This window comes from Dokdonia donghaensis DSW-1, assembly GCF_001653755.1.
GTDB lineage: Bacteria > Bacteroidota > Bacteroidia > Flavobacteriales > Flavobacteriaceae > Dokdonia > Dokdonia donghaensis.
This window is the reverse complement of sequence record NZ_CP015125.1, coordinates 2,064,322-2,091,000: the sequence shown is the minus strand read 5'-3', so window position 1 is coordinate 2,091,000 and position 26,679 is coordinate 2,064,322. Positions and strand designations below refer to the sequence as shown.

The 26,679-nt window shown below is 39.0% G+C and carries 23 protein-coding genes; 8 read left to right on the top strand and 15 right to left on the bottom strand.

Annotation, left to right across the window (positions count from 1 at the left end; genetic code table 11):
* Positions 1–236: 236 nt before the first annotated feature.
* From I597_RS09225 to I597_RS09165, 13 genes are all read right to left on the bottom strand, one after another.
* Entirely contained in the window at positions 237–2,843 is a 2,607-nt protein-coding gene (locus I597_RS09225) for a DUF6923 family protein (protein WP_035324992.1), read from the bottom strand.
* A 129-nt stretch (positions 2,844–2,972) separates the two neighbouring features.
* Entirely contained in the window at positions 2,973–3,692 is a 720-nt protein-coding gene (locus I597_RS09220; protein WP_035328675.1) for a LytR/AlgR family response regulator transcription factor, read from the bottom strand.
* Between the two features lie 38 nt (positions 3,693–3,730).
* A complete protein-coding gene (locus I597_RS09215) occupies positions 3,731–4,048 on the bottom strand; it encodes an Hpt domain-containing protein (protein ID WP_035324993.1) in 318 nt (105 codons plus the stop codon).
* Positions 4,049–5,080: a sensor histidine kinase gene (locus I597_RS09210; protein ID WP_035324994.1), complete on the bottom strand. Its 1,032-nt coding sequence runs from the start codon at positions 5,078–5,080 to the stop codon at positions 4,049–4,051.
* Positions 5,081–6,211, bottom strand: a complete 1,131-nt coding sequence (locus I597_RS09205) for an FIST signal transduction protein (protein WP_035324995.1) — start codon at positions 6,209–6,211, stop codon at positions 5,081–5,083. It lies immediately after the preceding gene.
* The gene (locus I597_RS09200) at positions 6,208–8,190 is read right to left on the bottom strand and encodes a PAS domain-containing sensor histidine kinase (RefSeq protein ID WP_035324996.1); all 1,983 of its coding nucleotides are present in this window, start codon (positions 8,188–8,190) and stop codon (positions 6,208–6,210) included. The genes I597_RS09205 and I597_RS09200 overlap by 4 nt, the downstream gene beginning before the upstream one ends.
* Positions 8,183–8,725 carry a heme NO-binding domain-containing protein gene (locus I597_RS09195; protein ID WP_035324997.1) on the bottom strand — a complete coding sequence of 181 codons (543 nt, stop codon included), beginning with the start codon at positions 8,723–8,725 and terminating at the stop codon, positions 8,183–8,185. Before I597_RS09195 ends, I597_RS09200 begins: the two co-directional genes overlap by 8 nt.
* Positions 8,725–9,141, bottom strand: a complete 417-nt coding sequence (locus I597_RS09190) for a response regulator (protein ID WP_035328678.1) — start codon at positions 9,139–9,141, stop codon at positions 8,725–8,727. The genes I597_RS09195 and I597_RS09190 overlap by 1 nt, the downstream gene beginning before the upstream one ends.
* 289 nt (positions 9,142–9,430) lie before the next feature.
* The gene (locus I597_RS09185; protein WP_152594939.1) at positions 9,431–9,781 is read right to left on the bottom strand and encodes a DUF6686 family protein; all 351 of its coding nucleotides are present in this window, start codon (positions 9,779–9,781) and stop codon (positions 9,431–9,433) included.
* Between the two features lie 11 nt (positions 9,782–9,792).
* Positions 9,793–11,988 (bottom strand): PepSY domain-containing protein, encoded by a 2,196-nt coding sequence (locus I597_RS09180; protein WP_052111713.1) that lies wholly within the window; start codon positions 11,986–11,988, stop codon positions 9,793–9,795.
* Between the two features lie 7 nt (positions 11,989–11,995).
* Positions 11,996–12,481 (bottom strand): DUF2271 domain-containing protein, encoded by a 486-nt coding sequence (locus I597_RS09175; protein WP_035324998.1) that lies wholly within the window; start codon positions 12,479–12,481, stop codon positions 11,996–11,998.
* The gene (locus I597_RS09170; RefSeq protein ID WP_035324999.1) at positions 12,481–13,980 is read right to left on the bottom strand and encodes an ankyrin repeat domain-containing protein; all 1,500 of its coding nucleotides are present in this window, start codon (positions 13,978–13,980) and stop codon (positions 12,481–12,483) included. Before I597_RS09170 ends, I597_RS09175 begins: the two co-directional genes overlap by 1 nt.
* A 2-nt stretch (positions 13,981–13,982) precedes the next feature.
* A complete protein-coding gene (locus I597_RS09165) occupies positions 13,983–14,888 on the bottom strand; it encodes a DUF6607 family protein (RefSeq protein WP_035325000.1) in 906 nt (301 codons plus the stop codon).
* 110 nt (positions 14,889–14,998) lie between these two features.
* On the opposite strand from I597_RS09165, the gene I597_RS09160 reads away from it, so the two are divergent.
* Together I597_RS09160 and I597_RS09155 are read left to right on the top strand one after the other, a co-directional pair.
* On the top strand, positions 14,999–17,080 hold the full coding sequence (locus I597_RS09160; protein ID WP_035325001.1) for a TonB-dependent receptor plug domain-containing protein: 2,082 nt from the start codon (positions 14,999–15,001) through the stop codon (positions 17,078–17,080).
* An 18-nt stretch (positions 17,081–17,098) separates the two neighbouring features.
* Positions 17,099–17,728, top strand: a complete 630-nt coding sequence (locus tag I597_RS09155) for an HmuY family protein (RefSeq protein WP_035325002.1) — start codon at positions 17,099–17,101, stop codon at positions 17,726–17,728.
* A 49-nt stretch (positions 17,729–17,777) separates the two neighbouring features.
* Here I597_RS09155 and I597_RS09150 read toward each other — a convergent pair whose 3' ends face one another.
* Positions 17,778–19,631, bottom strand: a complete 1,854-nt coding sequence (locus I597_RS09150) for a monovalent cation:proton antiporter-2 (CPA2) family protein (protein ID WP_052111715.1) — start codon at positions 19,629–19,631, stop codon at positions 17,778–17,780.
* Between the two features lie 36 nt (positions 19,632–19,667).
* On the bottom strand, positions 19,668–20,558 hold the full coding sequence (locus I597_RS09145; RefSeq protein WP_035325003.1) for an AraC family transcriptional regulator: 891 nt from the start codon (positions 20,556–20,558) through the stop codon (positions 19,668–19,670).
* 168 nt (positions 20,559–20,726) lie between these two features.
* Here I597_RS09145 and I597_RS09140 point away from each other — a divergent pair, with 168 nt between their 5' ends.
* The 6 genes from I597_RS09140 (at position 20,727) to I597_RS09115 (ending at position 26,669) form a co-directional block, all read left to right on the top strand.
* Positions 20,727–21,572: an enoyl-CoA hydratase/isomerase family protein gene (locus I597_RS09140; RefSeq protein WP_035325004.1), complete on the top strand. Its 846-nt coding sequence runs from the start codon at positions 20,727–20,729 to the stop codon at positions 21,570–21,572.
* 39 nt (positions 21,573–21,611) lie between these two features.
* On the top strand, positions 21,612–22,595 hold the full coding sequence (locus I597_RS09135) for a zinc-dependent alcohol dehydrogenase family protein (protein ID WP_035325005.1): 984 nt from the start codon (positions 21,612–21,614) through the stop codon (positions 22,593–22,595).
* Positions 22,596–22,640: 45 nt separating this feature from the next.
* Positions 22,641–23,606: a 2OG-Fe(II) oxygenase gene (locus tag I597_RS09130; RefSeq protein ID WP_035325006.1), complete on the top strand. Its 966-nt coding sequence runs from the start codon at positions 22,641–22,643 to the stop codon at positions 23,604–23,606.
* Between the two features lie 96 nt (positions 23,607–23,702).
* Positions 23,703–24,509, top strand: coding sequence for an SDR family NAD(P)-dependent oxidoreductase (locus I597_RS09125; RefSeq protein WP_035325007.1), 807 nt, complete (start codon positions 23,703–23,705; stop codon positions 24,507–24,509).
* Between the two features lie 19 nt (positions 24,510–24,528).
* Positions 24,529–25,407 (top strand): DUF4437 domain-containing protein, encoded by an 879-nt coding sequence (locus I597_RS09120; RefSeq protein ID WP_035328687.1) that lies wholly within the window; start codon positions 24,529–24,531, stop codon positions 25,405–25,407.
* 137 nt (positions 25,408–25,544) lie between these two features.
* On the top strand, positions 25,545–26,669 hold the full coding sequence (locus tag I597_RS09115) for an MBL fold metallo-hydrolase (protein WP_035325008.1): 1,125 nt from the start codon (positions 25,545–25,547) through the stop codon (positions 26,667–26,669).
* Positions 26,670–26,679 lie beyond the last annotated feature (10 nt).

Below are 26,679 nucleotides of genomic sequence, written 5' to 3'. Positions count from 1 at the left end.
ATAATTTTCATTATAAAGACTTCCTGATTTTATGAGGATAAAGACTTGTTTTGACAGCTTGTTTACCACCGTGATAAATTCTTTTTACTTCTCATACTTGAGGTATGCTTTCGCGAAAGCGTACTAAGCAATGTACTATTATCGCTCAGAAATACATTTTACCCCACCCACAAAAAAAAGCCACCACCGTCCCCGGTGATGGCCAAACATCAAATCAAATAAAAAAAACTACTTACTTATCTCTTTATGACAAACTTGCCACTGTGTTGTTGTGAGGCACTATCTATTATTTTATAGGTATAGATGCCTGTCTGTAGGTTTGGAGTTGTATATACAGCTGTTAACCCTCCATTATTTGTTGTTATATCTTGCGTGTCTACTATGCGTCCTAGCATATCTACTACTGTGATTTGTACCGTTGCACTTGGTTTTGCTAGACTTATGGTGGTTTCTCCTATAAAAGGATTTGGGTAGTTTGTTAAGGCTAGCGCCGCTGGTGTAGTCGCTCCATCTTCAACCGAAAGGGCTTCTGAGTTTGCAAATCTTATGTCATTAAGAAACATCTCTTTAGTTTGTGCTGTTCCGTCTTGAGATACCATTGTAAATACTATCGTTACAAGATCATCAAGTACTAGTGGTGCACCAGAGCCATTTACAAAATTCTCTAGCGAGAAGTCTATCTCTTGATAGCTATCTGTAAGCTCAATGGTTGCTTTGTACTGCTCTTCCCAGTTTTCTATGCTTGCTTTTACAAAGGTTACTTCTAGGTTACCCGTTCCTTTTGCACTCATCTGTAGTGCGTTATAGTTACTTACATCTACTGCCTGAAAACGTGGAGTAAGTGCTCTGTAAGCTCCTACATAACTCGTTGTTGTTGCTGTGAAGGCAAGGTTACGCTCTATAGCATATACCTCATCACTATAGGTATTCTCATTTTCTATAATCTCATAAGAGAGTACTTCTGTACCATCTTGTGAAGCATCTACTCCCCACGGGCCGTCAGATAGAAATAAGTCATCTGGTGTGTTTATACCATCTCCTATTCTAAAGCCTATGTCAAATAAATAACCAGTGTCAATAGTAACTTCTGTGATGTACTGTTCTCCTAGATCTATTGTAGAGGTAGTTGTCACGAGATCACTTGTCTCTGTGGCTCTTATACCTGCATCAAAGGTTACACTCTCTGTGGCATTTGTGTTTACAATCTCTAGTTGTAATGCACCATTTGTATAGCTACCGCTTTTTACAAAAACTGTAGGTGGTGTTGTTACCTCATAAGATGTTACTGGTTTTTGTACTTCAAGTAAGTTTAATAATTGCTGTCCTAGTTTATGAAGGTCATCTATTGAATTTGCCCATATTTGGAAGTTGTAAAAGGTTACTTCTTCTTCATAGCGATCTAGATTCCAGTGGCTCTCTACGGCAAACTCTGCTCCGTTATTTACTTCTTTCGCCGAAAGGCTTAAAACAAATTCTACACTGCCATCTATATTTTTTATAAGGGATTTAATAAACTGCTGTCCATTAATCTCTATGGTAGACACAGAGGTAAGCTCTGCTCCTAGTAAACGATCACAGATATACTTAGTGTGCTCATATACGCCATTTTCAGTTTTGAGTGCTAGTATAGAAGCGGTAGAGATGTCATTTTTAATATAGTCTACAGCATATACTTCTGTAGCGTTTGTAATATCAACAAGGTCTTGAGGTGTAGACTCTACTACATAGTCTTCATCTATTTCTTCTAGAGGGATGAAATCTTGTAATGTAAATGACTGTGCATTTCTCACTCCATAGTTTGCTGTTTTTTCTTTAAGTGGGGCTAGGTCTTTATTAAATGTATAGCTCTCTTTTGCACGGTTAAAATTACGTTTTGCAATCGCATTAGATAATCTATTGTTACTCTCAAGACCGCCCTTATTACCAGTAGAGGCTTCTGGATCTATAGTTGCACAGTCTCCATATCCAGAGCAAGATGGATCTTCACAATCTGTAAGACCGTCTCCGTCATCATCTATACCATTATCACATATTTCTTGTAACACTGGTGCCGTGGGGCAACGTGCGCCATCATTACTAGCGCTTGATGGACCAAAAGCAAAGAGGTTTGAGTCCATACTATTACTTCCCGTTAGGTCTTGTACACTTTGTATTACATAAATAGTTCCTGTTTGGTTTGCAGAAACATAAAATCTCCCTGATGCATCAAAATATACAGCGCCATAGGTGTAGTTTAATCCTGAAAGAATTGGTACAATGCCTAGTGGTGTAACAACACCATTATCAGGGTTTATTCTATATATTATGTTTGTACCTTTTTCTACGGTATATAATTGATTATCTACTGCATTAAAAGCCCAGTCGTGCACGTTAATGCTTTGTGATAGCGTCTCTGTGCTTAAAAGTTCTGTATAGGTACTTGAGGTTGGGTCTAAGTCTACTTTATAGTAGGTACTACCTCCAGCTTTAAAATAATACTGTCCCGTAGCGCTTATGTCTCCTACATACTTATTACCCGTGGTAAGTGCATCTATAGTAAAAACGGTTGTGTTAAAGTCTTTACCTATTCTCACAATAGATTTTGATGGGCTAGATAAATATCCCCATATAAAACCATCTGCAGGGTTATATGCTGCAGCATTAATGTTACCCGAAGTTACATTTTCGGCGGCTAGAAAAGAGTTTCCAGAGGCAAGATCAATCGCATAAACATCATTATACTGAAATAAGTATGCACTGTAATCACAGTTAAAAGGAATGTCTTGTGCACTTACATTAAAAGTACATACTAAGCAAGCTACTAAGAAAACTTGTTGTGCTAGTGAGTAAAAATTTGATTTCATAATGCTTCTATGGATTTGATTATAGAAACAAAATTAGGTCGTTTATACCCTGTATTTTTTAATTTTCGATAGCACTAGTCGTGATATCGACGAGTGGCAGTTTACTGTAGACGAATGGAAATACCTAAATTACAACAAGTTAAGTCGCTTAATAAGTTCTGGTCTATTAGAACGACTTATAGGGATTACATCTCTTGCTATGAGGACGCTATTATCCTCAATATCAACAATTTTCTTAATATTAATGATATAAGAGCGATGTACTTTTAAGAACAAGCTGTCTGGCAGCTTCTCTTCTATCTTTTTAAGTGTAGAGTGTACGGTGTAATTTTTTCCTTCGGTTTTTATAAGTACGTAGTCGCCTTTTGCCTCGATAAGAAATATGTTATCAAATACAATCTTTATGAGACGCCTGTCTATATTTACATACATCTCTTTTTCTGACTCTTCTTGCTTTACTTCTTGTACAACAGGAGCTGCTTTTTGAACCACAGGTGCTTTAAAACTTTCTACCTTTTGCATCGCCTTAAGAAATCTAGGTAATGTGATAGGTTTTACAAGGTAATCTACAATACAATCATACTCAAAAGCCTCTATAGCAAAGTCACGGTCTGATGTTGTGAGAACAATCTTTGGCGGATTTTTAAGCGAGTCTATAAAGTCAAAACCCGTAAAATCTGGCATATGTATATCCAAGAATATAAGATCGACCTCGTTTTTATTTAAAAACTTAATCGCTTGCATCGCGTTAGGGAAGTCATCTACTACAGTAAGGTTATCTACTTGATTACATAAATGCGAGACTATGGTTCTCGCAGCAGTTTCATCATCTACTATTATACAATTCAACATATGAGGCATTTATTGTTGTATATGCAATTTACAGATTATAAATCTTTTATAAAATCTATGACACTATTTAAGATGTCTTTAAATGCTTGTTCCAGGCGTGTGTTATCTTCTTTAAGTTCGGCTTCATAAGTGATAGCAAGTTCGTACCCATCTACGAGGCCTACTATGCCTAGTTTATGCTTGATTTTATGTACGTTTTCTGCCGCTTTCGCGAAAGCGGAATTACTCATATTCTCTTCATACTCTGCGATCTCTACAGGAAGCTCCGCTTGTACCAACCCGATGAGTACTTTTTCAAAAGATGCGTCTCCACCTGAAAGTTCTTGTATGTAACTTAGACTAGGTTTTTCCATTTATGTAGTATGTGGTAATGTAAAATAAAAAGTTGTGCCCACTCCTTCTTCGCTCTCAAGCCAGATCTTACCACCGTAAAAGCTTACAATCTTTTTTACTATGGAGAGCCCTATGCCTGTACCTGAAGTGTCACTATCTAATTTTTGAAAAATTTGAAAAATTTTCTCAAAGTAGGCTCTATTGATACCCTTACCATTATCTACTATTTTAAATCTGGGAGCACAAGCGATGATCTCGCAACTTACGGTGACCTTACCTTCTGGTTTATCCATATTTGCAATGGCATTACCTACTAGGTTTTGAAATAATTGCTGGATTTTCACCTTGTCTGCTACAATCTTGGGTAGATCTTTTATGATTACCTCAACATTACTAGGGACAGCTTGTAGATTTAACACATCATCTAGTAATACATTAAGATCTATCTCTCGCTCTTTGCGTAAGTCCTTATCTATAGAGGAGTAGCTCAATATACCAGAGATGAGGGCGTCCATCTTTTCTAAATGTGATACAATGAGTTTTATTTGCTCTTTACCGTCATCACCCAGTGCCTCTTCATAATCCTCTTGTAACCAACTTACGAGAGCTTCTATACTGCGCAGTGGTGATTTTAAGTCGTGAGAAACGATATGAGCATAATCGTTAAGTTCTTGATTTTGTAATGCAAGTTCTTGTAATAACAACTCTTGATTTTCATTAACTCGTATAAGCTCTTCTGCTTGCTCACTTATGTACTCTGCTAGGTTTCTCTCCTCTGCATTCTCATCAATATTATCTGGATTTGCTTTATGAATTACAGCTTGTAACCTATCTAGTAATGACTTTTGCTGAGCTGTTTCTTGTCTTAATAATTTATTTGCCTCAAAAAGCTCTTCTGAACTGAGCATCATTGCTCTCTGGGTCATTTTGAACTGATTTTCAAGGGTATCATAAGAACCGCTAATAGCATCCATAAACACAGCTAGATCTTCTCTATCTTTTAAATCATCAGGCAGGTACTTGCGTATTTGTCTTTTTAAGAGCGGATTCATCTATTCGCTTATTAAAGTGATTGTCATTGTCTGGTTATGCAATTTACAACTATGCTCACCATAAAATGGTGCAATCTCACCATAGGAATATATACCTGATATAGTTACATCTTCTCCTATCACACTTATCACTTCTTCTACCTCTTCTTCTACACGCTGGTCTAGTACGAGTTTACGGCCTATGCAGCTTATAAGTAGCGCGAGCTCTGGTGGTGTTTTTCTTCCTTCCATCGCTCTACTTGCTGCAGTCTCTGATGCAATGGCTATGTTATCCATATTAGTCATCATAAGTTGTACTGTAGCCTTCTCTGGAACATCACCAGCAAGTATCATCGCATTTTGCTCTTCATCTATATTAAGTATGGTGCGCACAAAAGATTGTTCATTTTCCTGACTTTTCACATTGAGCGGATATATGAGTGCAGATCCAGGTAACTCCTCTGCTTTATCTCCTAAGTATCTCTTGTATAAATCTAATGCTGGTTTACCATCTATTTCATAAAGAACGTTTCCTTCAGACTTAGTAATAAGCCGCTCTGGACCAAAAGGCGTCCAACCGCCATAGATTGAAAAGGAGGCTTCAAAGGTTTCTCCATAAAATCCTATAACTATAATTTCTCCCTCTTTGGGTTGCTGGTTATATGAAGCAAGCGTTCTCTCAAAACGAGCATCATCACCACAAAGACCTCCAGTGATAAGAACTTCTGGTGCGGCTTCTTGCATTCCTTTTGTAAGTGCAGATCCATTTACAGAGCTACCTTCAGAAATTACAAAAATGTGTTTAAGTCCCTCTTTACTAAGATTTTCTACCACTGTTCTTCCCGCTTGCTCACTATCATTATGAGCTTCTATAATAGACGTTGTTTGTACTTCAAATCGCGTCTTTTCAAACTCAATTGCTGTAATTGTAATGTGCTCATCATTTACCGCACCAGCAACAATCTCACCACTAGAAGAACCAAAAATGAGATGGCCATCTGGAAACAGTGACCGTACTTCGTCATAAATAGCAGCATCCTCAAGCAAATATCTGTTACCAAAAACGAGAACCAAAGGCGATTTTAATAAAACATTTTCAGACAGGTACTGCCATTCTTTATCTTTTTGTCGCTGTAACTGTACTGTTTTCATATTATTATTTTTTTTAATGTAAAGAAAAATGTTGTTCCTTCTCCCGGGGTACTTTCTAACCAGATCTTACCAGAATAAAGATCTACTATCTTCTTAACTATAGATAAACCTATACCTGTAGAATCTTTGTGTTTGTTAAGTGATTGGAAAATTTCAAATATTTTATCGTGGTATTCCTTTTCGATACCGATGCCATTATCAGATACAGAGAATGTATTATACTCTTTACTTTGCTCACATCCTATTTTTATAATGCCCATCTCTTTATCTGAGTAGCGTATGGCATTACTCATTAAGTTCTGAAAAAGTTGTTGTATACGTACCCTATCTGCCTTAATGGTAGGTAAGGTGTCTTCTCGCTCTATGCATATGTTATCAGGGATGTGTAATAACTTTTCTATATCATCTATTACTCCAGAGACAGCTACGTCTTGTACCTCCTTTTCGTCTGACGAGACACTTGAGTATTCTAATACATCAGATATAAGTTGCTCCATCTTCTCCAGGGTAGTACCCATTAAGTCTAGATTTTCTAAACTGTCGCTAGATAGCACATCTACATTATCTTCTTTTACCCAAGTTAATAGGGCATCAAGACTGCGTAATGGAGACTTTAAATCGTGAGAAACAACGTGTGCATATTCTTGCAACTCGTGATTACTAGAAGCTAGCTTTTGTAATAAACTCTCTTTTTGTAATTCAAGTTCTTTAATGGCTGTAATATCAAGATGGATACCTATCGAACCTATAATGTTCCCACTTACATCATAATTTGGAGCGCCACTTATAAGCCAATGTCTTTTTTCTCCTTGTTTTGTAATAGCAACCACTTCATATGAGTTTGAAGTACCTTTAAGGCGCTTTTTATTTTCTTCTAAAAGTCTTTGTTGTGATTCTTTATCTAATAGTATATCTCGACCTCTTTTGCCTAGAAGCTCTTGCTCTTCATAACCAGACATTTCTTCGAGACTTTGGTTTACCATAAGTATCTTGTCATTAGTATCAACCTCAACAAGACCCAGTTCCATATTTGCAATAATGCTACTATACTTAGCCCTTTCTGCCTCAATATTTTTTCTAAACCTTCTATGAAGTGTTACATCCCTGTAAGTGGTAAGGTGACCTTTGTAAATGCCTTCTTCATAGATGGGTATAAAATCTCTTTCTAGTATCCTACCATCTTTGAGTTGTAACTCATCACCTACCACTTGCTCTTTGAGTTTAATAAGTGTGTTAATTCTAGTTACAAAACGCTCTTCATTCTCAAAAAGGTGTTTGTATCGCTCTGCAGCATTTGTGCAATCTTGACCTATGAGCTCAGCTGGAGTAATAGCTATACTAAAGAAGTCACAAAAACGCTCATTTGCAATAACTACTTTTCTGTTTTCGTCTTCTAGTAATATCCCGCTCTCAAGATTTGAAATCACTGCAGAGAGTCTGTTTTCAGAATTAATGAGTTTTTGTTCTGCTGCTTTCTGTTGTGTAATATCCCTTACAATTCCTTGCGCGGCTATAGGTTGTTTGTTTTCGTCGTATACAATACTAGAATTAAGCTCTAGAAGAATTGTGTTACCGTGGGCAACAATGCGTATATTAAAACCAGTAAGAGAGCCCGTTTTATATAACTTTTGAAAACCAATAGCAGCCTTTTCATAATCATCTGGATGAAGCGTATCCATTAGATTTTTTTTATCCTCGATAGTAAAATCTAATAAAGCTTCTGCTGCTTCATTCATTTTTAAGACATCGCCCAGTAAGTTAGTCACCACATAGGCATCTACTATATTTTCAAAAACACCTTCAAGCTCAGATGTTTTTTCTTTTACGAGTTTTTCAAGCTGAATGTTTGCTTTTTGAAGTTCTTGGCTTTTGTAAAAAAGCTCTCGTGACTTATCTTCAAGAATACGTTCGGCCTCTTTACGGGCTGCTTTTTCACGAGCGAGCGCTCGTTCATACATTTTTAATTTATCTTCACTCATTAGTCGTTATACTAAACTTAACTTCAGTTCCCTGATCATTAAGTTTCTCGACTAAGATAGTAGCTTTTTGATTAAAATGCTCAAAAGTTTTATTCATTAATCCTTTTCCAAAAGAGTGCATTGCTCTACTAGATGTATAAATCATTACCAGCTCATTTTCAGTCTGTTTAACAATTTCAAAAGTAGGTAGCTCTGCGTCTGGATATATTTTTATCACCTCTACGTGTATATGATTTTCTATAGATGCAAGCATCTGTAAAGGATCTGTAAACTGAAGTAAAAACTCTGGATAACTTCTCTCTACTACACTAAAAAAGTGCTCTCCATAAACTAATAATAAGTCGTCTATAGCGATACCTGTTTCCTTATTTAGATTAGTAAGTAAACTCACCATCTCTGCAAAGCTATAAGTACCTACTGCGGTATAAACTCCATTAGACGGAAGTTCTGAGTTAGCAAGAAGCGTGTCAACCATCTCTAGTCCAAACTTATCTTCTACAAGATCTAAAAATTCTGTAAATACGATTCCTTTCATTATGCTTTTATTAGTTCGTTCTGACTCCAGTAGTTAAGTGTGCATTCTATTTTCTGAACGTAATCATCATACTTAAGCGGCTTTAAGATATAACCAGCAACTCCGTGTTTGTAACACTCTAGTACGTCCTTTCGGTTACTTGATGTTGTAAGTATGATGGTAGGTAAATACCTCAACACCTCATCTTCTTTTAAAATTTTCAAGAATTCAATGCCATTTATACGTGGCATATTGAGGTCTAAAAATATGATATCTGGAACCACATTTTCATCCTTAAGAATAGCAAGCGCTTCTTCTCCATTTTTTGCTTCTATGAGGTCGTGTTGCATCTCGAGCTTTTTTATCGCTCTCTTAAGCTTCATAACTTCAATAGCATCGTCCTCTATTAAAAGAACTTTTAATTTTTTTGACCCCAAATCATTATTTTTAAATGTCAACAAATATGAATATTAAAAATTGATTCTTAGATGGAAAATAGTTGAACACACATTTTACTGTAGACGGATGGTAGAAAAGTGTCGACGAGTGGTAAAAAAGGGTGTTTTTTACGCTTTCGCGAAAGCAAAATGATATTTTCTACTAGTATATTACTTTACAACAACTTATATGCTGAATTTGAAATACTTAGCAAATGTCGTAATTATAATGCTCTCAATTACTTATTTTTTTTCTCAAGGACATCCTCAAAGAAAATCTAACGCCTGTTTAATTTAAAAAAGAGATATAGTCTATCTCGTGAGGCTTGAGTAAACGGTTTGTTTTGGTCCTAACTTTTAATAAGTCCTTAAGTGCGTTAACCTCGCTTTGATTAAAAACCATTGCCAGATTTTGCTGCATAGATTGTATAGGTATCTTGCGCTTGAGCAAGGTGCGCTGGCAAGAAGCTTCCCAATAATCTATATCTATCTCAAATACAAACTTTGTAAACGCCTTAAACTCTCTAGGAGTAAACTGAAGGTATATATTATTAAAATAAAGATGATATACCTTACACCCCTGGCAGTATGAGAGCTCTCCTTCTATATTTTTTGAAAGTGTTTTTAGATTTGTACACATAAGCATTGTTTTTAATAGCAATCTGTTTTTAGCTGTCCAGACTCCTTAAGGCTTGCAATATCTGTTGTGCCGTATTGAGCAAGCGTTTCTTCTAGAAGGTCAAGTACATCGTTTTGCATCGCCAGCGATCCACATATCATTATGACGCCCTTATCCTCTATCACTTTAAGCAGTACGTCGCGACGTATTCTTAAAGCATCTTGCACATACCGCTTGTCTCCCTCTCTGGAGTAGCTTTTATAAAATTGTATACGCGGGTTTGTTGCATTCTTTTCTAAGAGGTAATCATCATAAAGTGCAGTAGATGCCCCTGTACGACTTCCCCAAAACACGTAAAACTCCGTAGGTGCTTTTGTATCTAGCATCCCTATAAAGGGTGCGATACCAGTACCATTTGCGATCATTACCACTTGCCTAGCTTTTTTAGGTAGATGGAAGTGGCTATTATCATTTATACTTGCTTTAATGATAGCACCTTCATTAAGGCTGTATAAATAAGAAGACCCTTTACCCATACTGTGCTTTTTTACACTTAGAACTATGGTGTTTTCTACCCTAGCTATGGAGTACTGCCTAGCGACTGTTGTATCTGGCGGTGTGATTGCAAGTAAATCTCCAGATGTAAATGAGGTCTTTTTTACAGGCAGTAAGGTAATAATGAAGGTTTCATCTACATTTAATACAGTTCTTTTAAGGACTTTGAAGTCTTGTAAAACGGCTGCCTCTTTTACTTTTTTCTTAGTGTCTAGCGGTAATGTTACACCTATACGTTTTCCATATTGTGCACCCCATTCTTTTACTTGAGCCACATCTCCATTATTAATTTTATGTAACGGCAGTTGTGGTATAAAACCGGCTTGAGCCTGTAAAAGTCCATCTACTTGTATGGCAAACTTACAGTAGTCTGGATACTCACGTGAGCCAAAACCTACCACAGCATAGGCAATCTCGTTGGGTTGTGATATAGTTTTAAATTTTTCAATAAACTTTCTGGCATTTGTAGGTGCCTCACCTTCTCCATATGTTGATGTAAAAATGATGATGTGTTGCGCTTTCGCGAAAGCGGAATACGTGTTAAGCATCGTCATAAACACATTTTTACCGCCAGCAGTAAGATCTTGATACAGGGCGCGTGCATATGAGTGACTTGTACCCGTCTCCGAACCTACAAGAATGATATACTCACAGTCATCCTTATCTGGCATTTTGAGCGTTCTCCCCTTCTTTGACAGTCGTTTTATGCTCATTACACAACCCGAGTACATAAAATACAAAATAGAAATACTAGCAAGTAGTAGTACGATAGACCATAAGACGGTTCCTTCTCCGGTATGTAATACCCAACTTATCTTAGATACAGCTTCTATAAATGGATATGTAGTACTCTTTACAATCTCCCCAGTAGCTTGATTTACATAAACCTCTCTATCTGAAAGTGTAATCTCATAATACTCCTCTGGATCACTAGAAAATGGAAAAGCTACCTCACGTACCTCACTGAGCATTGTTTCTTTAAAAAAGGGTATCTCTGTAACACGATCATAAATCACAGCATCATCTTGAGGGGTGTACTCCACTACTTCTGTTTGTGGGGTAGGTATTAATTCAAACTTTTCGGCAGAGAGATAGACGCCTGTAAAAGCAATTATGATTATGGGGATGATAAACCACCTACTAAGCAAGACGTGATATTGTAACTCTGGGTAATCTTTATGAACTCTAGCAAATATCTTCCTTAAACCACCTTGTCGCTGTATAAGCAATAGAAAACCTGTAAGAGCTATAGCGAGTAATAATAGCGCTATTATACCCACAAAGACACGCCCCAGGGTTTTTAAAAACAGTGATCTGTGCAAGTTAGTCGCAAAGCTATAGATGGCTGGGCGCTCTTGTACAATGGCAAGGGTTTCACCCGTAAGCGCATCTATGTAGACATCTTGCGTCTCCATCTCTGAGGTAAGCACAGCCGCTTTTACAAATCCGGCAGTGGTTACCTCTAGCGCAAAAACCTCATCATAGTTTTCTTTAACTACACCTATTGTAGTGCCTAGTGATATGCTATCTAACTCGCGTACATCATATCCTTTTGCTTGATGAGCAATAGGTTCAACCGCAAGTATAACACCCGTTATAGCTGCGACAAGTAAAAATAAAGATGAAACTAAGGCTAGTACAAAGTGACTATATCGCCAGATAGATAGGGGCATAGTTTTCTTACTGAGGTAACATTCTTACATAGCGTATAAAACCTTTACCTTCTTTTTTGGCTTTCAGATTTTCTGAAGTAAGCTCAAATTGAATATCATCTTCATAATATTCTTGATCTTCTACAGAGGTTTCAAAACGTAAACTATAACCTTTATCAATTTTATCTTCTGGTATTTGTAATACAGTCACTGTGCGCTCACCACCACTTATGGTAGCCCCAGAAATTGCATCTATATTAGGGCGGCGCTTCCCATAAAATTGCCACCAGGCAGTAATCTCACTATACCACTCGCTGTCTTTACCTTGCACATAAAGTGTCTCTTCATACGCACCGGTAGGATCTAGAAGCGATACTACAAGGTAGGCTCCTTCTCCACTATAGTTAGTCATCTGGATAAGGCACTTTACAGGTTTTGTAGTTGCTGTAGTAAACGCACTTAATAAAAGCCCCGTGAGTAACAGGGCTGGTATGATTTTATAGATACTTTTCATTATTTTAAAAATGTTAGAGGGATGTTATTTTGTTGTAATAGTTCGTTTTCGGTAGCGAGGTCTAGTACAGATTCTTCAAAATCTGTTTTTACTTTGTGATCTGCACCACTCGCTATGAGTAATTTCATAAGACGGTCGTCTTTTGCTTTCATTGCTGCAATGTGAAGTGCGGTAAGTCCTTCACTGTTTTTTGCATTAATGGCTGGTTTATATGCGAGAAGCTGCTTTACAAGGTTTACATCATTTTTTAAGACTGCAAGATGTAATGGTGTATTTCCTTCGGCTTGTGTAGTGGTAAGAGACACTCCTTTTTTTGATAATAAAGCAAGCTTACTTTCAAAAGCTTTTGGATTCCTAGCGCTATATAATTGTACAAGGTATGATGCTAGTGAGTTACCGGCTTTATCTTTTGCGAAAGCGTCACCACCATTATCTAGTATATATTGTACAACACTCATATCATTACCGCCCACAGCAAGCATAAGAGGTGTTTGCCCCTTATCATTTACTGTATTAATATCTGTAAGTTGCTTTGCGAGTAACTGCACGATTGCGAGATTATTTCTGGCAGCAGCATTATGAAAGGCGGTTGTACCACTTTTATCTTTCTGATTTACATCTACGCCTGCATTTATAAAGAAGTTAAAAATAGCTGCGTCTTTGTTGCTATACGCAAGACGGTGTAAAGGTGTCGTACCTTGTTTTGTAACCACATTTGCCTCAAGACCTAGCGATTGTAGATACTCATAAACGGCTAGTGAGTTACTATAACCACGACCACCTTGAGCTGCAAACATAAATGCATTACCTCCATCACTGGCAAGCTCTTTATAAGCCACACCACGTGCTACAAGGCTTTTAAGAAAATTAATATTTCCTTTTTTTGCGGCATAGTTAAAAATGCCATTCCCATTAGTATCTGTAGCATTTATGTCAAAGCCTTTGTTTAAAAAGTAATCAAGATCTGCATCTGTTTTTAACGATGGTGCTGCTAGTAAAAGTAGATTTACGCCTGTATCACTTTTTTGAGCGGTAAGGTTTACGCCTGCTTTTTCAAAAGCTTCTATAATCTCTGGATTAATCTGCCCAGCGTTGATACCAAAGGCTAGCGGAGTAAAACTATGGCTATCTAGCGCCGTAACGTCAGAACCTTGATCAAGTAAATAGTTTACCGTTGCCAGATCACCCGTGTAAGCCGCCCAGTGAAGGTATATACGACTATCGTGTGTTTTCTTTGCAACGTCATTACCAAGTTGAGAAATGAGGTACTTAATTACAGCTACATCTTTCTTTTCAAGTAGTGCATACACCGTAGCGTCAAAGGCGTTTGCATTGAGCATTGCTGGGTCGTTACCCTCTTTTATTTTTTGTGTGACCGTACTTACTGTGACTTCACCTTTCCAAAAATCTCTATTTAGAAAAATGTTATCGTCTTGTGCGTTTGCTAGCGTACTTGCTAGAAGAATAGCCAGTAGTAATATATTATGTGCTCTTTTCATAATTATTCTTTTACAAATGATTCTATAAGTTGGTCTATACTTTTTTGATCTTCATATCCTTCGCCAAAAAGGTGCTTGTATAATACTTTATTATCTACTTTTTGCTCTAGATGTAGGTCTTTGTTCTTATTGTAAACTTCATCCCATTTAGTGCGCACAAGCGCCCATTTTTCTTGGTTATCTACCCACCACTGTGCAGCAGCAGCACATTTACTATCATCTACACGCTTGTAGGTGTTGTATCCTTTCTCTTTGGCTATTACTCGATCTTCTTGGTTTGCGGTGCGCACTACCTTACTATTATCTTGATCGTGTACCCATCCATAAGGAGTGATCTCCTGGCGATTACCACGTACCGTAAGGTTATAGTCGCTTCTAGTGGTATACTCTCGTCTAGGTAAAGGTGCGTTTGCAATATTCTCCCAGTAGCTCTTACCGTCTACGTGTACCCAGGTTGCAGAGCCTTCGTAACGCGGACTATCGTCTACTTGATACACCTTTTGTGTCCACTGTCCAGCTACCTCATCTGCACTTTTATTTTCGTAAGTCCATACATTATCTGCATTGTATGAGTAGAGGTTTGTGTTTTCATAAAGCCAGTTTTGTCTCCAGTGTTTTACAATCATAGGTTGTTCTGGGCTTCCTACTTGTAATAAGTGTTGTATCTCAATTTGATCCTCCTTATCTGTAACAAGTTGCGCCCACTCTAGTCCTTTGCTAACCTTATTTTTTGAAGGCTTATATAATGAGTCATTACTATAATTAAAGGTCTCTGCAAAGTTAAAAGTCACTTCAAAGCAGCCGCACATCTTCTTTATAGCTTCTTTATCGAGCTCCTTCTTATTAGTCTGTGCTGTGGTTTGTAATCCTATACTTATTATAAGTAGGGTAAATAATATTCTTTTCATCTGATAGGTATGTTGTTAAGTAATTTCTGGTGTAAAAATAGTTATTTTTATTAAATCTAAATAACAATAAATACTATATTTGCTCACTATTAAGAATCAATCTAAATAAAATGAACCCTAAAACACTAGTAATAAGCCTAGTACTTATTATAACCTCACAAACACTTTTTTCTCAAGAGCAACCAGAAGCTGTAACACCAGAAGAACTAGAAGAAGTTATCCTAACAGCTACGCGCACAAAACGACAATTATCTTCCCTCCCACTACCCGCAACTTTAATCTCACAAAAAACCATAAAGCAATCTGGAAGTTTACGATTACAAGAGATACTTAATGAGCAAACAGGTATTATCACCATTGCAGATGAGAGTGGTTTTGAAGGGGTGCAAATACAAGGAATATCATCAGACTATATACTTATCCTTATTGATGGTGTACCACTAGTGGGTCGTAGTGCGGGAAACTTTGATTTGAGTAGACTCACCGTAGGTAATATCAAACAGATAGAAGTGGTAAAAGGTCCCTCTAGTAGCCTTTACGGCTCTGAGGCGCTGGGCGGAGTTATCAATATTATTACAGAAAAGCCACCATCAGAACAGCTAGATGGTGATGTGAGCTATCGCATAGGCTCAAATACCACACAAGACGTGCAAGCCAGCATCAAGCAGGGGTTTGAAAAATTGAGATATGCCCTGTTTGCAAACCGAAACTCTAGCAATGGTTATGATCTCACACCAGAAAGTGAAGGACAGACAGTAAATCCATTTGTAAACTACACTGTAAATGGTCGTGTGTATTATGACTTTAGTGACAAGCTTTCTTTGTTTGGCTCTGCTAGATTATATGATCAAGAGCAGGAAGCTGGCCTTACGGTAGATAATATGAGCTACGAGGGTGATACAGACGAGCGTGAGTATAACACCCATCTCAAATTAGATCAAAAGTTTGATTCCCCACTCACTACTACCTATGAACTTTATTACACAAACTATCAAGCGAGGGAGTTGCTACAAGACCCTATTTCGGCAGGGGTGCTTAGTGATAATGACTTTAACCAGAAGTTATGGCGGCCAGAGGTACGTGGTAATTACGCTTTCGCGAAAGCGGGATCACTCACAACAGGTATAGGCTTACAGTATGACCAGCTAGATCGTACCTTTTTTGACGAGACGGTACGTTTTAACTCGCAATACATCTATGCACAGTATGACACCACACCACTAGACAAACTGAATGTTATAGCAGGATTACGTTATGATAATCACTCCGAATATAGTGATCAACTTAGTCCAAAAATTGCCCTACGCTACGAGGCTACAGATGCAATTGCCATTAAAGGCTCTGTGGGCTATGGCTTTAAAGCGCCAGACTTTAGACAGCTATACTTTGATTTTACAAATGCTGCCGTGGGTTACACTGTTTTGGGCTATAATGTGGCGCTAAGTAAGCTTCAAGAACTACAAGATCAAGACCAGATACTAGATGTACTCATCTCTCAAGATGACTTATCACAACCGCTCGCCGCCGAAAGTTCTGTAAGTTACAACCTAGGCGTCACCTATAAAAAAGGAAAGTGGAATGCAGAGCTCAACGGCTTTAGAAATGACTTTAAAAATCTGATTGATACACGCATTATTGCTAGAAAACAAAATGGCCAAAATGTCTTTAGCTATGCAAATTTTGATAAGGTATTTACCACAGGTTTTGAGCTTAATGCGACCTACACCTTCTCAAAAAAACTTCGTCTTAGTGCGGGATACCAGTTGCTGTATGCATATAACAATACAAACAGAGAGGCAGTGCGAGATGGACAAGTTTTTGCACGAGACCCAGAGACTAACCAGACGGTTGTTATAAAAGAGCAAGACCATTTTGGACTCATAAATAGATCCCGCCATAATGCAAATGCAAAGCTATTTTATAACATCCCATCGCTAGACATAGCTATGAATGTACGTCTACTCTACCGCAGTAAGTACGCACAGTTTGACACAAACGGTAATAACCTAATAGATCGCTACGACACCAGCTTTGTAGACGGGTATCTCACAGCAAATGTTGCTGCATCAAAAAAATTTTTTAAAACGATGACGCTTCAAGTAGGTGCAAATAACTTGCTTGATTATACGGATAGTAACATCCCTACATTACCAGGTATACAAGGGTATGCCTCTATTAATTATCAATTTTAACTATTTAACTCTCTTATTATGAACAAGAACATTTTATCACTAGCAACCTTACTTATCATCGCCTTTACCTCGTGTAGCAGTGATGATGATACTACAGTTGCCCTTACTCCTGTCGAGACGGCACAAGTAAGTAACCTATTTGCCCCTCAAACCGGTGGACAGGGCCAGCCTATAGGCGGCGAGTTTACAAAATTTGATTTCGAAACTGGTGCAATTACTACCAGCGATACAGAATGGGATATTGCCTTTAGAGGTACTACCATTGCTGTAAATGGTGGTGTAGCAACAGGTACAGATGATGAGCCTACCCGCACTGGTGATGCGTCAGCAGCTATCGTTACTAGTACTTTTGATAATGTGACTACAGCAGAAGGTCTTACGTTTACTCAAGACTCAGAAAGCGAGTTTGCTATCCCCACGGGAAGTGATAATGGATGGTACAATTACAACTTTCAAAACAACGTGGTCTCTCCAATACCAGGACAAATACTTGTATTTAAAACTACCGAGGGTAACTATGCAAAAGTTGAGATACTGAGCTACTATCAAGATGCACCTGCCAGTCCAGACCCACAGACAGACGCGAGTAGATACTACACATTTAATTATGTCTATAACCCTAATGAAGGCGAAACAACTTTTAACTAAGTTGTTTAATTAGTCTGCTAGTTGAGCCCATCGTTATGATGGGCTTTTTTTATGAACGCTTACCTCCCAGGCTACTGCTTCCCATATGGAGGTCACTGTTAAGCAACTCCTCTTGTTGTGCAATTTCCTTTCTTGCTCTAAAGATGTATTCTTTCTCGTCTTTTGGGCTTACTGCAAGACGTTTCAAACTATCTACATCCAGCTGTATAAACTTGGCTGCTTGCTCATCTGTAGCCTCTCGATCAAAGCCCATAAAGTGCAATACATCACTCGCCATCTTTACAGATGTATCTAGCGACTCTCTGTAAATATGATCAATTCCCATATTGTGAAGTTCGTAAGCATCATATCTATTTCTGGCGCGCACGAGTAGTTTAATGTGAGGATACTTATCCTTTACCTTTTTTACAATGCGTCGTACCAGCTCTGGGTTATCTATGGCACAAATAAGGTAATCTGCCTCTGCAATACCAGCAGACTCAAGAAGATCCATTCTATTTGCATCGCCATAAAACACCTCAAAACCCATTTTACGCAAGAAGTCTACTCTATTTGAGTCTAGATCAAGTACTGTAGTTTTTATGCCGTGGGCACGTAAAAATCTGCCCACTGTACTCCCAAAATGACCAAAACCTATAAGCAACACTTTATGGTTAGACTGTATATCGTCCATAGGTCTATTTTCTTGTTCTTTAGTTCCCTTGCGAGGTAAAATAAGGCGTTCGTTTACAATCCAAAGTACAGGTGTAATAGTCATTGTGAGGGCTGTAACAACGAGCATAATATCTAGCTGCTCTCTCTCAAATATATTGAGCTGGAAAGCAAAGGATAACAATACAAAGGCAAACTCCCCTATTTGTGCTAGCCCTACAATGAGTAGTAATCGCTGGTCAAGTTTGAGCTTAAAGGCTAATCCCGTGATGAGCAGTATAATTGCCTTTACAAGGATGACACCCACCACCAGACCGGTAATCAATAAAGGGTTCTCAGCGATAACAATAAAATTTATAGAAGCACCTACTGCCATAAAAAATAAGCCTAGTAATAATCCCTTAAAAGGGTCTAGCGTACTTTCAAGCTCGTGCTTAAACTCACTAGTAGCCAGTACGACCCCACCTAAAAAGGCTCCAAGAGCAGGACTGAGCCCTACTAACTCCATAAGAAATGAGATACCCACTACTATAAGTAAAGCAGAGGCTACTAGGAGTTCTCTTACTTTTGATCTTGCTACTAAACGTAGCATAGGAACAATAAGATATCTACCAGCTATGATAATAATAGCAATAGATGAAATAATAGCCAGTGCTTGAAATCCTAGTGGTAAACCTTCTAGTACACTTGTGTGACTATTATGAATACCCTCACTTGTCGAAGTAGCATTACTTACGTTAGATAGAAGGGGCAATACGGCAAGCATAACAATAACAATAATATCTTGAAACAAGAGAATAGAAAAAGAAGACGTACCGTAGGTAGTTTCCATAAGACCCTTTTCCTTATTAGTTTGTAACGTTATTGCAGTAGATGACAAGGCAACGGCCATACCACAAGTAATGGCTATTTTCCAATCTACACCAGCAAAATATAGAATACCATACGTGAGCAGCATCGTCCCAAATACTTGGATACTTCCCATACCTATAACGAGTTTTCGCATCTCCCAGAAACTTCTAGGTTTGATTTCTAGCCCAATAATAAATAGCATTACCACAACTCCAAACTCGGCAAACTCAAGTATATCTTGCCCTTCTTGCCCTACAAAACCTAGAATGTACGGACCTATAAGCATTCCTGCTAGTAGATATCCTATTACAGAACTGAGCCCAAGTCTTTTTGCTATGGGTACACAAATCACGGCTCCGGCTAGAAATATAATTGCCTCAAAAAGTATTCCTCCACTCATACATTAATATTTGATTAATTATAAAACGAGTAAGTCTTAAACACTCACACCGCAAGAAGCTCTTTTAAGTAGCATATACTCCCCAGCATTTTTAAACTCTCTTACAGAAGAACCTGTATAGCGTTTAAAGGTTTTTGAGAGGTGACTTACGTCTGTAAAGCCTAACTCATCTGCGATTTCAGTAAGGGTAAAATCTGAGTTGAGAAGACGTATTTCTACTAGTCTAAGTTTGGCTTTTATAATATACTCACGCAAGGACATCCCTACCTGTTTTCTAAAAAACTCACTTACATAGGTGGCAGACATCATAAATGTTTCTGCAAGTCTATCTACTTTAAGTAAATCACTTTTTGCAATATTCTCGTTGATGTAGGTGAGCATTTTTGTTGCTCTATCATCACTTGTTGTATTTACAATCTCATAGTGACTACCTTTTTTTATATTTCTTATAACCACTTCTAAGATACTCACCATAAGACTTGAGATAAGCGATACAGAGACCTCTCCATAATTTCTAGTCTCTCTTAAAATAATTGCCGTAAGCTGTTTGAGGTGCTCCCTATCTGCATCACTTTTAATAATATCGCCAGGCAGCTGGTTATAGTTAGACAAGATGTAGGCAGCTTCTTTAAACCACTCAGACTTATCTAGGGTCATTTTATTTGAGCTTTTAAAAAACGAATTGGTAAACTTTAAAAAGACAAATTTTGTACGCTTCTCTATATTAAAAGAATGACACTTTAAAGGAGGTAGTAAAAAAATACTATCCTTCTTATAATCGTAAAAGTTATAATTAATACACTGCGTACCCTCCCCACTCTCAATAAGTACAAGCTCAAAAAAGTTGTTTTTAACTGGGCGTTGTTTCCACTCAGACAACTCCATTTCTTGTATTTCAAAAGGTTTATAAGCTTCTAATACTTGCATAGTAGTATGATTTAGGGACAAATTTAAGGTTTTTGTGCGTTAAAATTATCATAACAAACCTAACAACCTCTATTTATACCTAATTAACCATTTAATATACAAATAGATCAGCGACCTATCCCACTACATTTGTATCATCAAACAAACTCACAAACTAAAACGACTAAGATGGATTACAAAAACTTCCAAACGTTTACGGCTTCACAAACAGAAGGCGTACTCACCGTAACAATTAATTTTGGCCCTGTAAATGTACAAGGACAAGAAATGCTAGCAGATCTCAACAGCCTTGCACTACGTCTCGAGAGAGATAGAAGCGTTAAAGTAGTCGTTTTTGAATCGTCAAATCCAGATTATTGGGTATGTCACTATGATACAAATCTTTTGAGAGATATGTCTACAGAGGCAGTACCAAGAAATGAAGTACAGCTATTGGACTTGCAAGCTGTTTTAGAGAGATTAAGCAACTTACCACAGGCAACAATCGCAAAAATAGAAGGATTTGCACGTGGCGGAGGTCACGAGATGGCACTAGCGCTAGATATGCGATTTGCAGCGAGAGGAAAAGCTAAGTTTATGCAGATGGAAGTAGGTATGGGTATTCTTCCTTGTGGAGGTGGCGCATCACGTATGGCAAGACAAGTAGGTCTTGGTAAAGCACTTGAAATTATTCTAGGTGCACAAGACTGGGATGCAGACCAAGCAGAGCAATATGGAACCGTAAATAAAGCCCTAGACCCAGATGAGATTGGACCATATGTAGACGCACTTGCCACACGCATATCAAAATTCCCTGCAGAGGCAATTACAGCTTGTAAACGTGCCGTATATGCATCCATAGACTTACCAATTAAAGAGGCTTTAAAAGAGGAAGCGTATCAACTTTATCAAGCTACAAGCAGAACTCCGGCAATAAAACGTTTTACCATCGCAGATGAAAATGGAGCTCAGTTTGACCATAACAATCAGAAAAACTGGGAAGGAATGTTATTAGACCTTCAAGAAATACAATAAAACAAATCACACAACACAAACTATAAAAAGAAAGCATATATGAAAGCAATGATCATAAACGAATACGGTGAGAATGCCGCATTCACAGCAAGCGAAGTAGCAAAACCCGCAGTAACTCCAGGTCACGTGAGTATCAAGATTGCAGCTTCTAGTGTAAACACGGTAGACACAATGATACGTAAGATGGGGTCAGACCTACCTTTATCACCAGCAGCACCAGCTATATTAGGAATGGACTTTGCAGGAGTGATAGACGCTGTAGGTGAAGGTGTAAGTGACTTTAAAGTAGGTGACGAAGTGTACGGTTGTGTAGGCGGCCTTGCCGACTTACAAGGTACGCTAGCCGAATATATCGTTGCAGACAGTAAACTTATTGCTCATAAAGCTGCCAACTTATCTATGACAGAGGCGGCATCACTACCACTTGTAGCAATTACGGCCTATGAAGGATTAATGCGTGCAGGTATTACAAAAGGTCAAAAAGTTCTTGTACACGGAGGTGCTGGTGGTGTAGGCCACGTAGCGGTACAACTGGCTATCTACTTTGGGGCAGATGTATATGCTACTTGTGGAGGACCAGAGCAACAAAAAATTATAGAAGGCTATGGAGCCACTGCCATTAATTATAAAGAAGAATCTGTAGCGTCTTATGTAGCAAAGTATACAGATGGTGCAGGTTTTGACCTTATTTATGATACCGTAGGTGCAGATAATCTTACGAAGTCTTTTGAGGCAGCAGCACTTAATGCACAAATAGCTACTACAGTATCTATGTGCAATCTTGATCTTAACCCAGCACACTTTAAAGGATTATCACTACACGTTGTGTTTATGCTCATCCCTATGTTACACAACTACAAGCGAGAAGAGCACGGAGCGATTTTAAAAGAGCTAAGCAACATCGCACAAGATAAAGCATTATTACCGCTTGTAGACAGCACATTTGCGCTAGATAATGTAGGTGATGCTTATGCAAGACTAGAGAGTGGAAAAGCAATAGGTAAAGTAGTGGTAACTAACTAAAACCGCATTAATAAGCTTATTACGGCAGTACTTAAACACATAATTATGAGTAACATAAAACATACAAATGCACTTGCAGAAGCTCGTGCCTTAGAAGTACCATCACGAGAATTATCATTAAGACGCGATCCATCTGTTTCTCTATTTTGGAATGAAAATCGTAAATTACTAGTAGCTGCTTGGGCAGAATGGGAAATAGAAAACAAAGATGATGTACTAGTTCCTGACGAAACCTTGCTAGACCCACGTTTACGTAAAGCCATTAAAGAGGCTTGGGAAAATCCTGAAAAAGAAGCTGCTGTTGCAGATTTATGGGAAGAAATAATACCTGGTGTTTATGTAGCACAGTTTTTTGATCTCAATCGTTTAGCAGATTTCCGCAACTATCTAGAAGCTTTAGCAAACTCGGGAGTGCCAAAACGTGCGCCTTACGGAATACAGTTAAACCGATATGGAATGATGTTAGACCCTCGTTCTGAAGGTCATCTGGCGGCACCTCATTTTCAGGCATTTTATAATGATATGATGGACCGTTTTATGCGCCCTATAGCGCGTTTGTTATTAGGAACTTACGGTTATGACAACCAGACGTTTGGTTTCTCCATACAGTACAACCCAGATAAAGACAAAGATTTACACGCACATACAGATGCCTCTGCAGCTACCTTGAATATCAACATCAACTTACCAGATGAAAAGTTTGCAGGGTCTGAGGTTGATTTTTATGATAAAGCTTCAGGAAAAACGGTACAAGCTATTTTTGAGCCTGGCAAAGCAATCATCCATAGAGGTAATGTACCACACGCAACACACCCTATTACCAGCGGGCAACGCAGTAATTTGGTAGTATGGTTATATGGAGACCGTATGCAAATACCACGCGGTAGTAATAGCAGCTACGGTAATATTAGCAACAGCGACACCATTAAAGATGTGGCGTTAGAAAGCGTGAGCGCTCGCCAGCGTTGGAGTTTACCAGATGGCCCAAAAGATACGGTTGCACCTTTTTAAGAAACGTGACTGTAATTATTATCTTAGAGAAACAATAGAATTAAAAAAGCTGGCAGTACAACTATTGCCAGTTTTCATCAACATAAAAATATATTAATGAGCAAGACCATATTAATTACTGGAAGTACTGACGGCATAGGTAAACTCACAGCCAGCAAACTCGCAAGTGAGGGACATACCGTATATATACACGGTCGTAATGCTACAAAAGTAGCAGAGACCATCGCCGTCATAAAAGCCGAATCTAATAATGAACACATAGACGGTTTTTTAGCAGATTTTTCTAGTATGGAAGCAGTGCGTGCTATGGCTAGTGAGGTAAAAGAAAAACTCACAACGCTAGATGTGCTCATAAACAACGCAGGGATTTTTAAAAGCCGTCAACTGTTTACGGCAGATGGGCTTGATATGCGTATGGCAGTAAATTATATAGCGCCTTACCTGCTCACCACTTCCCTACTCCCATTACTCAAAAAAGGCGATCACACGCGCATTATAAACTTGAGCTCTGCAGCACAGTCATCTGTAATAGATAGCGTGCTAGCGGGTACTAAAGAAGAGAGCCAGCAAGAGACCTACGCACAGAGTAAGCTTGCTTTATTAATGTGGAGCTTTCACCTAGCAATACAAGAACCAGCACTTACGGTTATCCCTGTAAACCCAGGTTCTTTACTTAATACCAATATGGTAAAAGAAGCCTATGGTCACCACTGGTCACCAGCAGATAAAGGAGCAAGCATTTTATATGATTTAGCCACAAACCCTAGCTATGCAAGCCATAGCGGTGATTATTTTGATAATGATAAAGGAAGCTTTGGCAGGGCACACACAGATGCCTACAGCGAAGAAAAACGCACACACTTAATCACCACGACACAACAGATTTTAAAAAACATATTATAAATCACAAAAAGCGATGCCTATGAAACATTTTATCGCCACAGCAGCCTTTGCCATACTTTCGGCTAGCTGTGCAGAGCAAACTACACAAAAAGAAACCATCACAGCTATAGAAGCACCATCATATGAAGATGCTACCTATGAGCTTATGCTCGCTACAGATGTTACTTGGGGTGCACTTAACCCTGCACGTGGTGAGAATGGACCGCGCGCGACCAACTTATGGGGAGACCGCACCAAAGAAGGACCTTCTGGTATGCTGGTAAAATTTAAAGAAGGGTTTGCCTCTCCTCCACACATACACAATGCGACCTATCGAGCGGTTGTACTAGATGGGGAGATTCACAATGCAGATAAGGATGCCCGCGAGTTGTGGATGCCAGATGGATCCTTCTGGACGCAACCTTCTGGAGAGACGCACATCACAGCGGCACGCGCAGCGACTAATATGGCTTTTGTAGAGATAGATAACGGGCCCTACGTAGTAAAACCCGTTGAAGAAGCTTTTGAGACTACAGAGCGCCCTATTAACGTGCACGATACTAATGTGGTATGGCTAGATGGCAAAGACATCAACTGGCTTAACAAAACAGGCAATCTAGACGGCGTGTCACTGGCGGCCTTATGGCAATCACAAACTAATAAAAATCACAAAGGCTTTTACCTACGCCTCGCGCCTGGCTTTACCGGAAACATCACCACAGGTGAAGGAGATTTTAAAGCAGTCATTGTGAGCGGTGATGCAACTTATAAGGCAGCAACAGCGACTACTCCGGTAACTACGATGCTTGGCAGCTATTTTGGCGCTACAAGTGTATCACAACACCAGATTACCGCTGGCGCAAAAGGAGTAATTTTATATATAAATACCACGGCTAGCTTTACGGCACAACATAAGTAATTGGGTATTTTTGGTACAGTAAGGTGATAGCGTTTACCACTCATATGTAGTAGTTTTACGCTTTCGCGAAAGCGTAATTCCCCCTCACCCATACCAGCGTTTTGTTAACACGATGGTACGGTATAAAATGTACTCTTATGATAAAAAAAATTGGAAAGAAACTACTGCTTACCACCCTCATCATCATAGGATTACTTGTGGTGGGTTATTTCTTGTTTACGGCCTTCTACCCCAGCTTTGGTGGAGATGTATCAAAAGAGCGACAGCAGGCATATACTGCCTCTGCACAGTATGACAAGGGCGTTTTTATAAATACAAATAGCGCTGTACCAAAAACCCGCAGCTTTACCGAGTTAATGAGCCTGCTCAAGTACTCCCTCACTACAGAAGTTCAAAATGGCAGACCCAAAGAAGACCTCCCAGTACAAAAGATAGACAGCGCCGCAGTGGCAAACTATACAGGCCCTGCCCGATTAGTTTGGTACGGGCACTCCTCTTTTTTACTACAGATGGAAGGTAAAAACATCTTACTAGACCCTATGCTTAGTGAGGTAGCCGCCCCACACCCGTGGCTGGCTGAGCCTCGTTTTAATAGCGAGTACCCGCTAGACATACCAGAGCTACCTGTGATAGATGCCGTGTTTTTCTCACACGACCATTATGATCACCTAGATTATGATACCGTACTACAGCTTAAAGCGAAAACTACACAATTTTATGTACCACTAGGCGTGGGTGTTCACCTAGAAGCCTGGGGCGTGGCTAGTACACAAATCACAGAGATGGACTGGTGGCAAGAGACCACCATAGGCACCATAACCGTTGCCTGCACACCTGCACAACATTTCTCTGGGCGTAAACTCAACAATGGCCAGAGCACACTCTGGAGCTCGTGGGTGCTACATACAGACAGGGAGCGCATCTTTTTTAGCGGAGATAGCGGCTACGCACCTCACTTTAAAAAAATAGGCGATACCTACGGCCCTTTTGACCTCGCACTTATGGAGTGCGGGCAGTATGACGCAAAGTGGCCAGAGATCCATATGATGCCAGAAGAAACCGCACAGGCAGGTGTAGATATACAAGCCAAAAGACTAATACCTATACACTGGGCAGGCTTTAAACTTGCCCTCCACCCCTGGACAGATCCAGTACTACGGGTACAAAAAGGCGCCGCAAATAAAGACCTCACCATCATCACCTCAGGCATAGGCGAAGTGATATCCGTAAAAGATAGTACACAGGTATATCAAGAGTGGTAGGTGGGGTTGT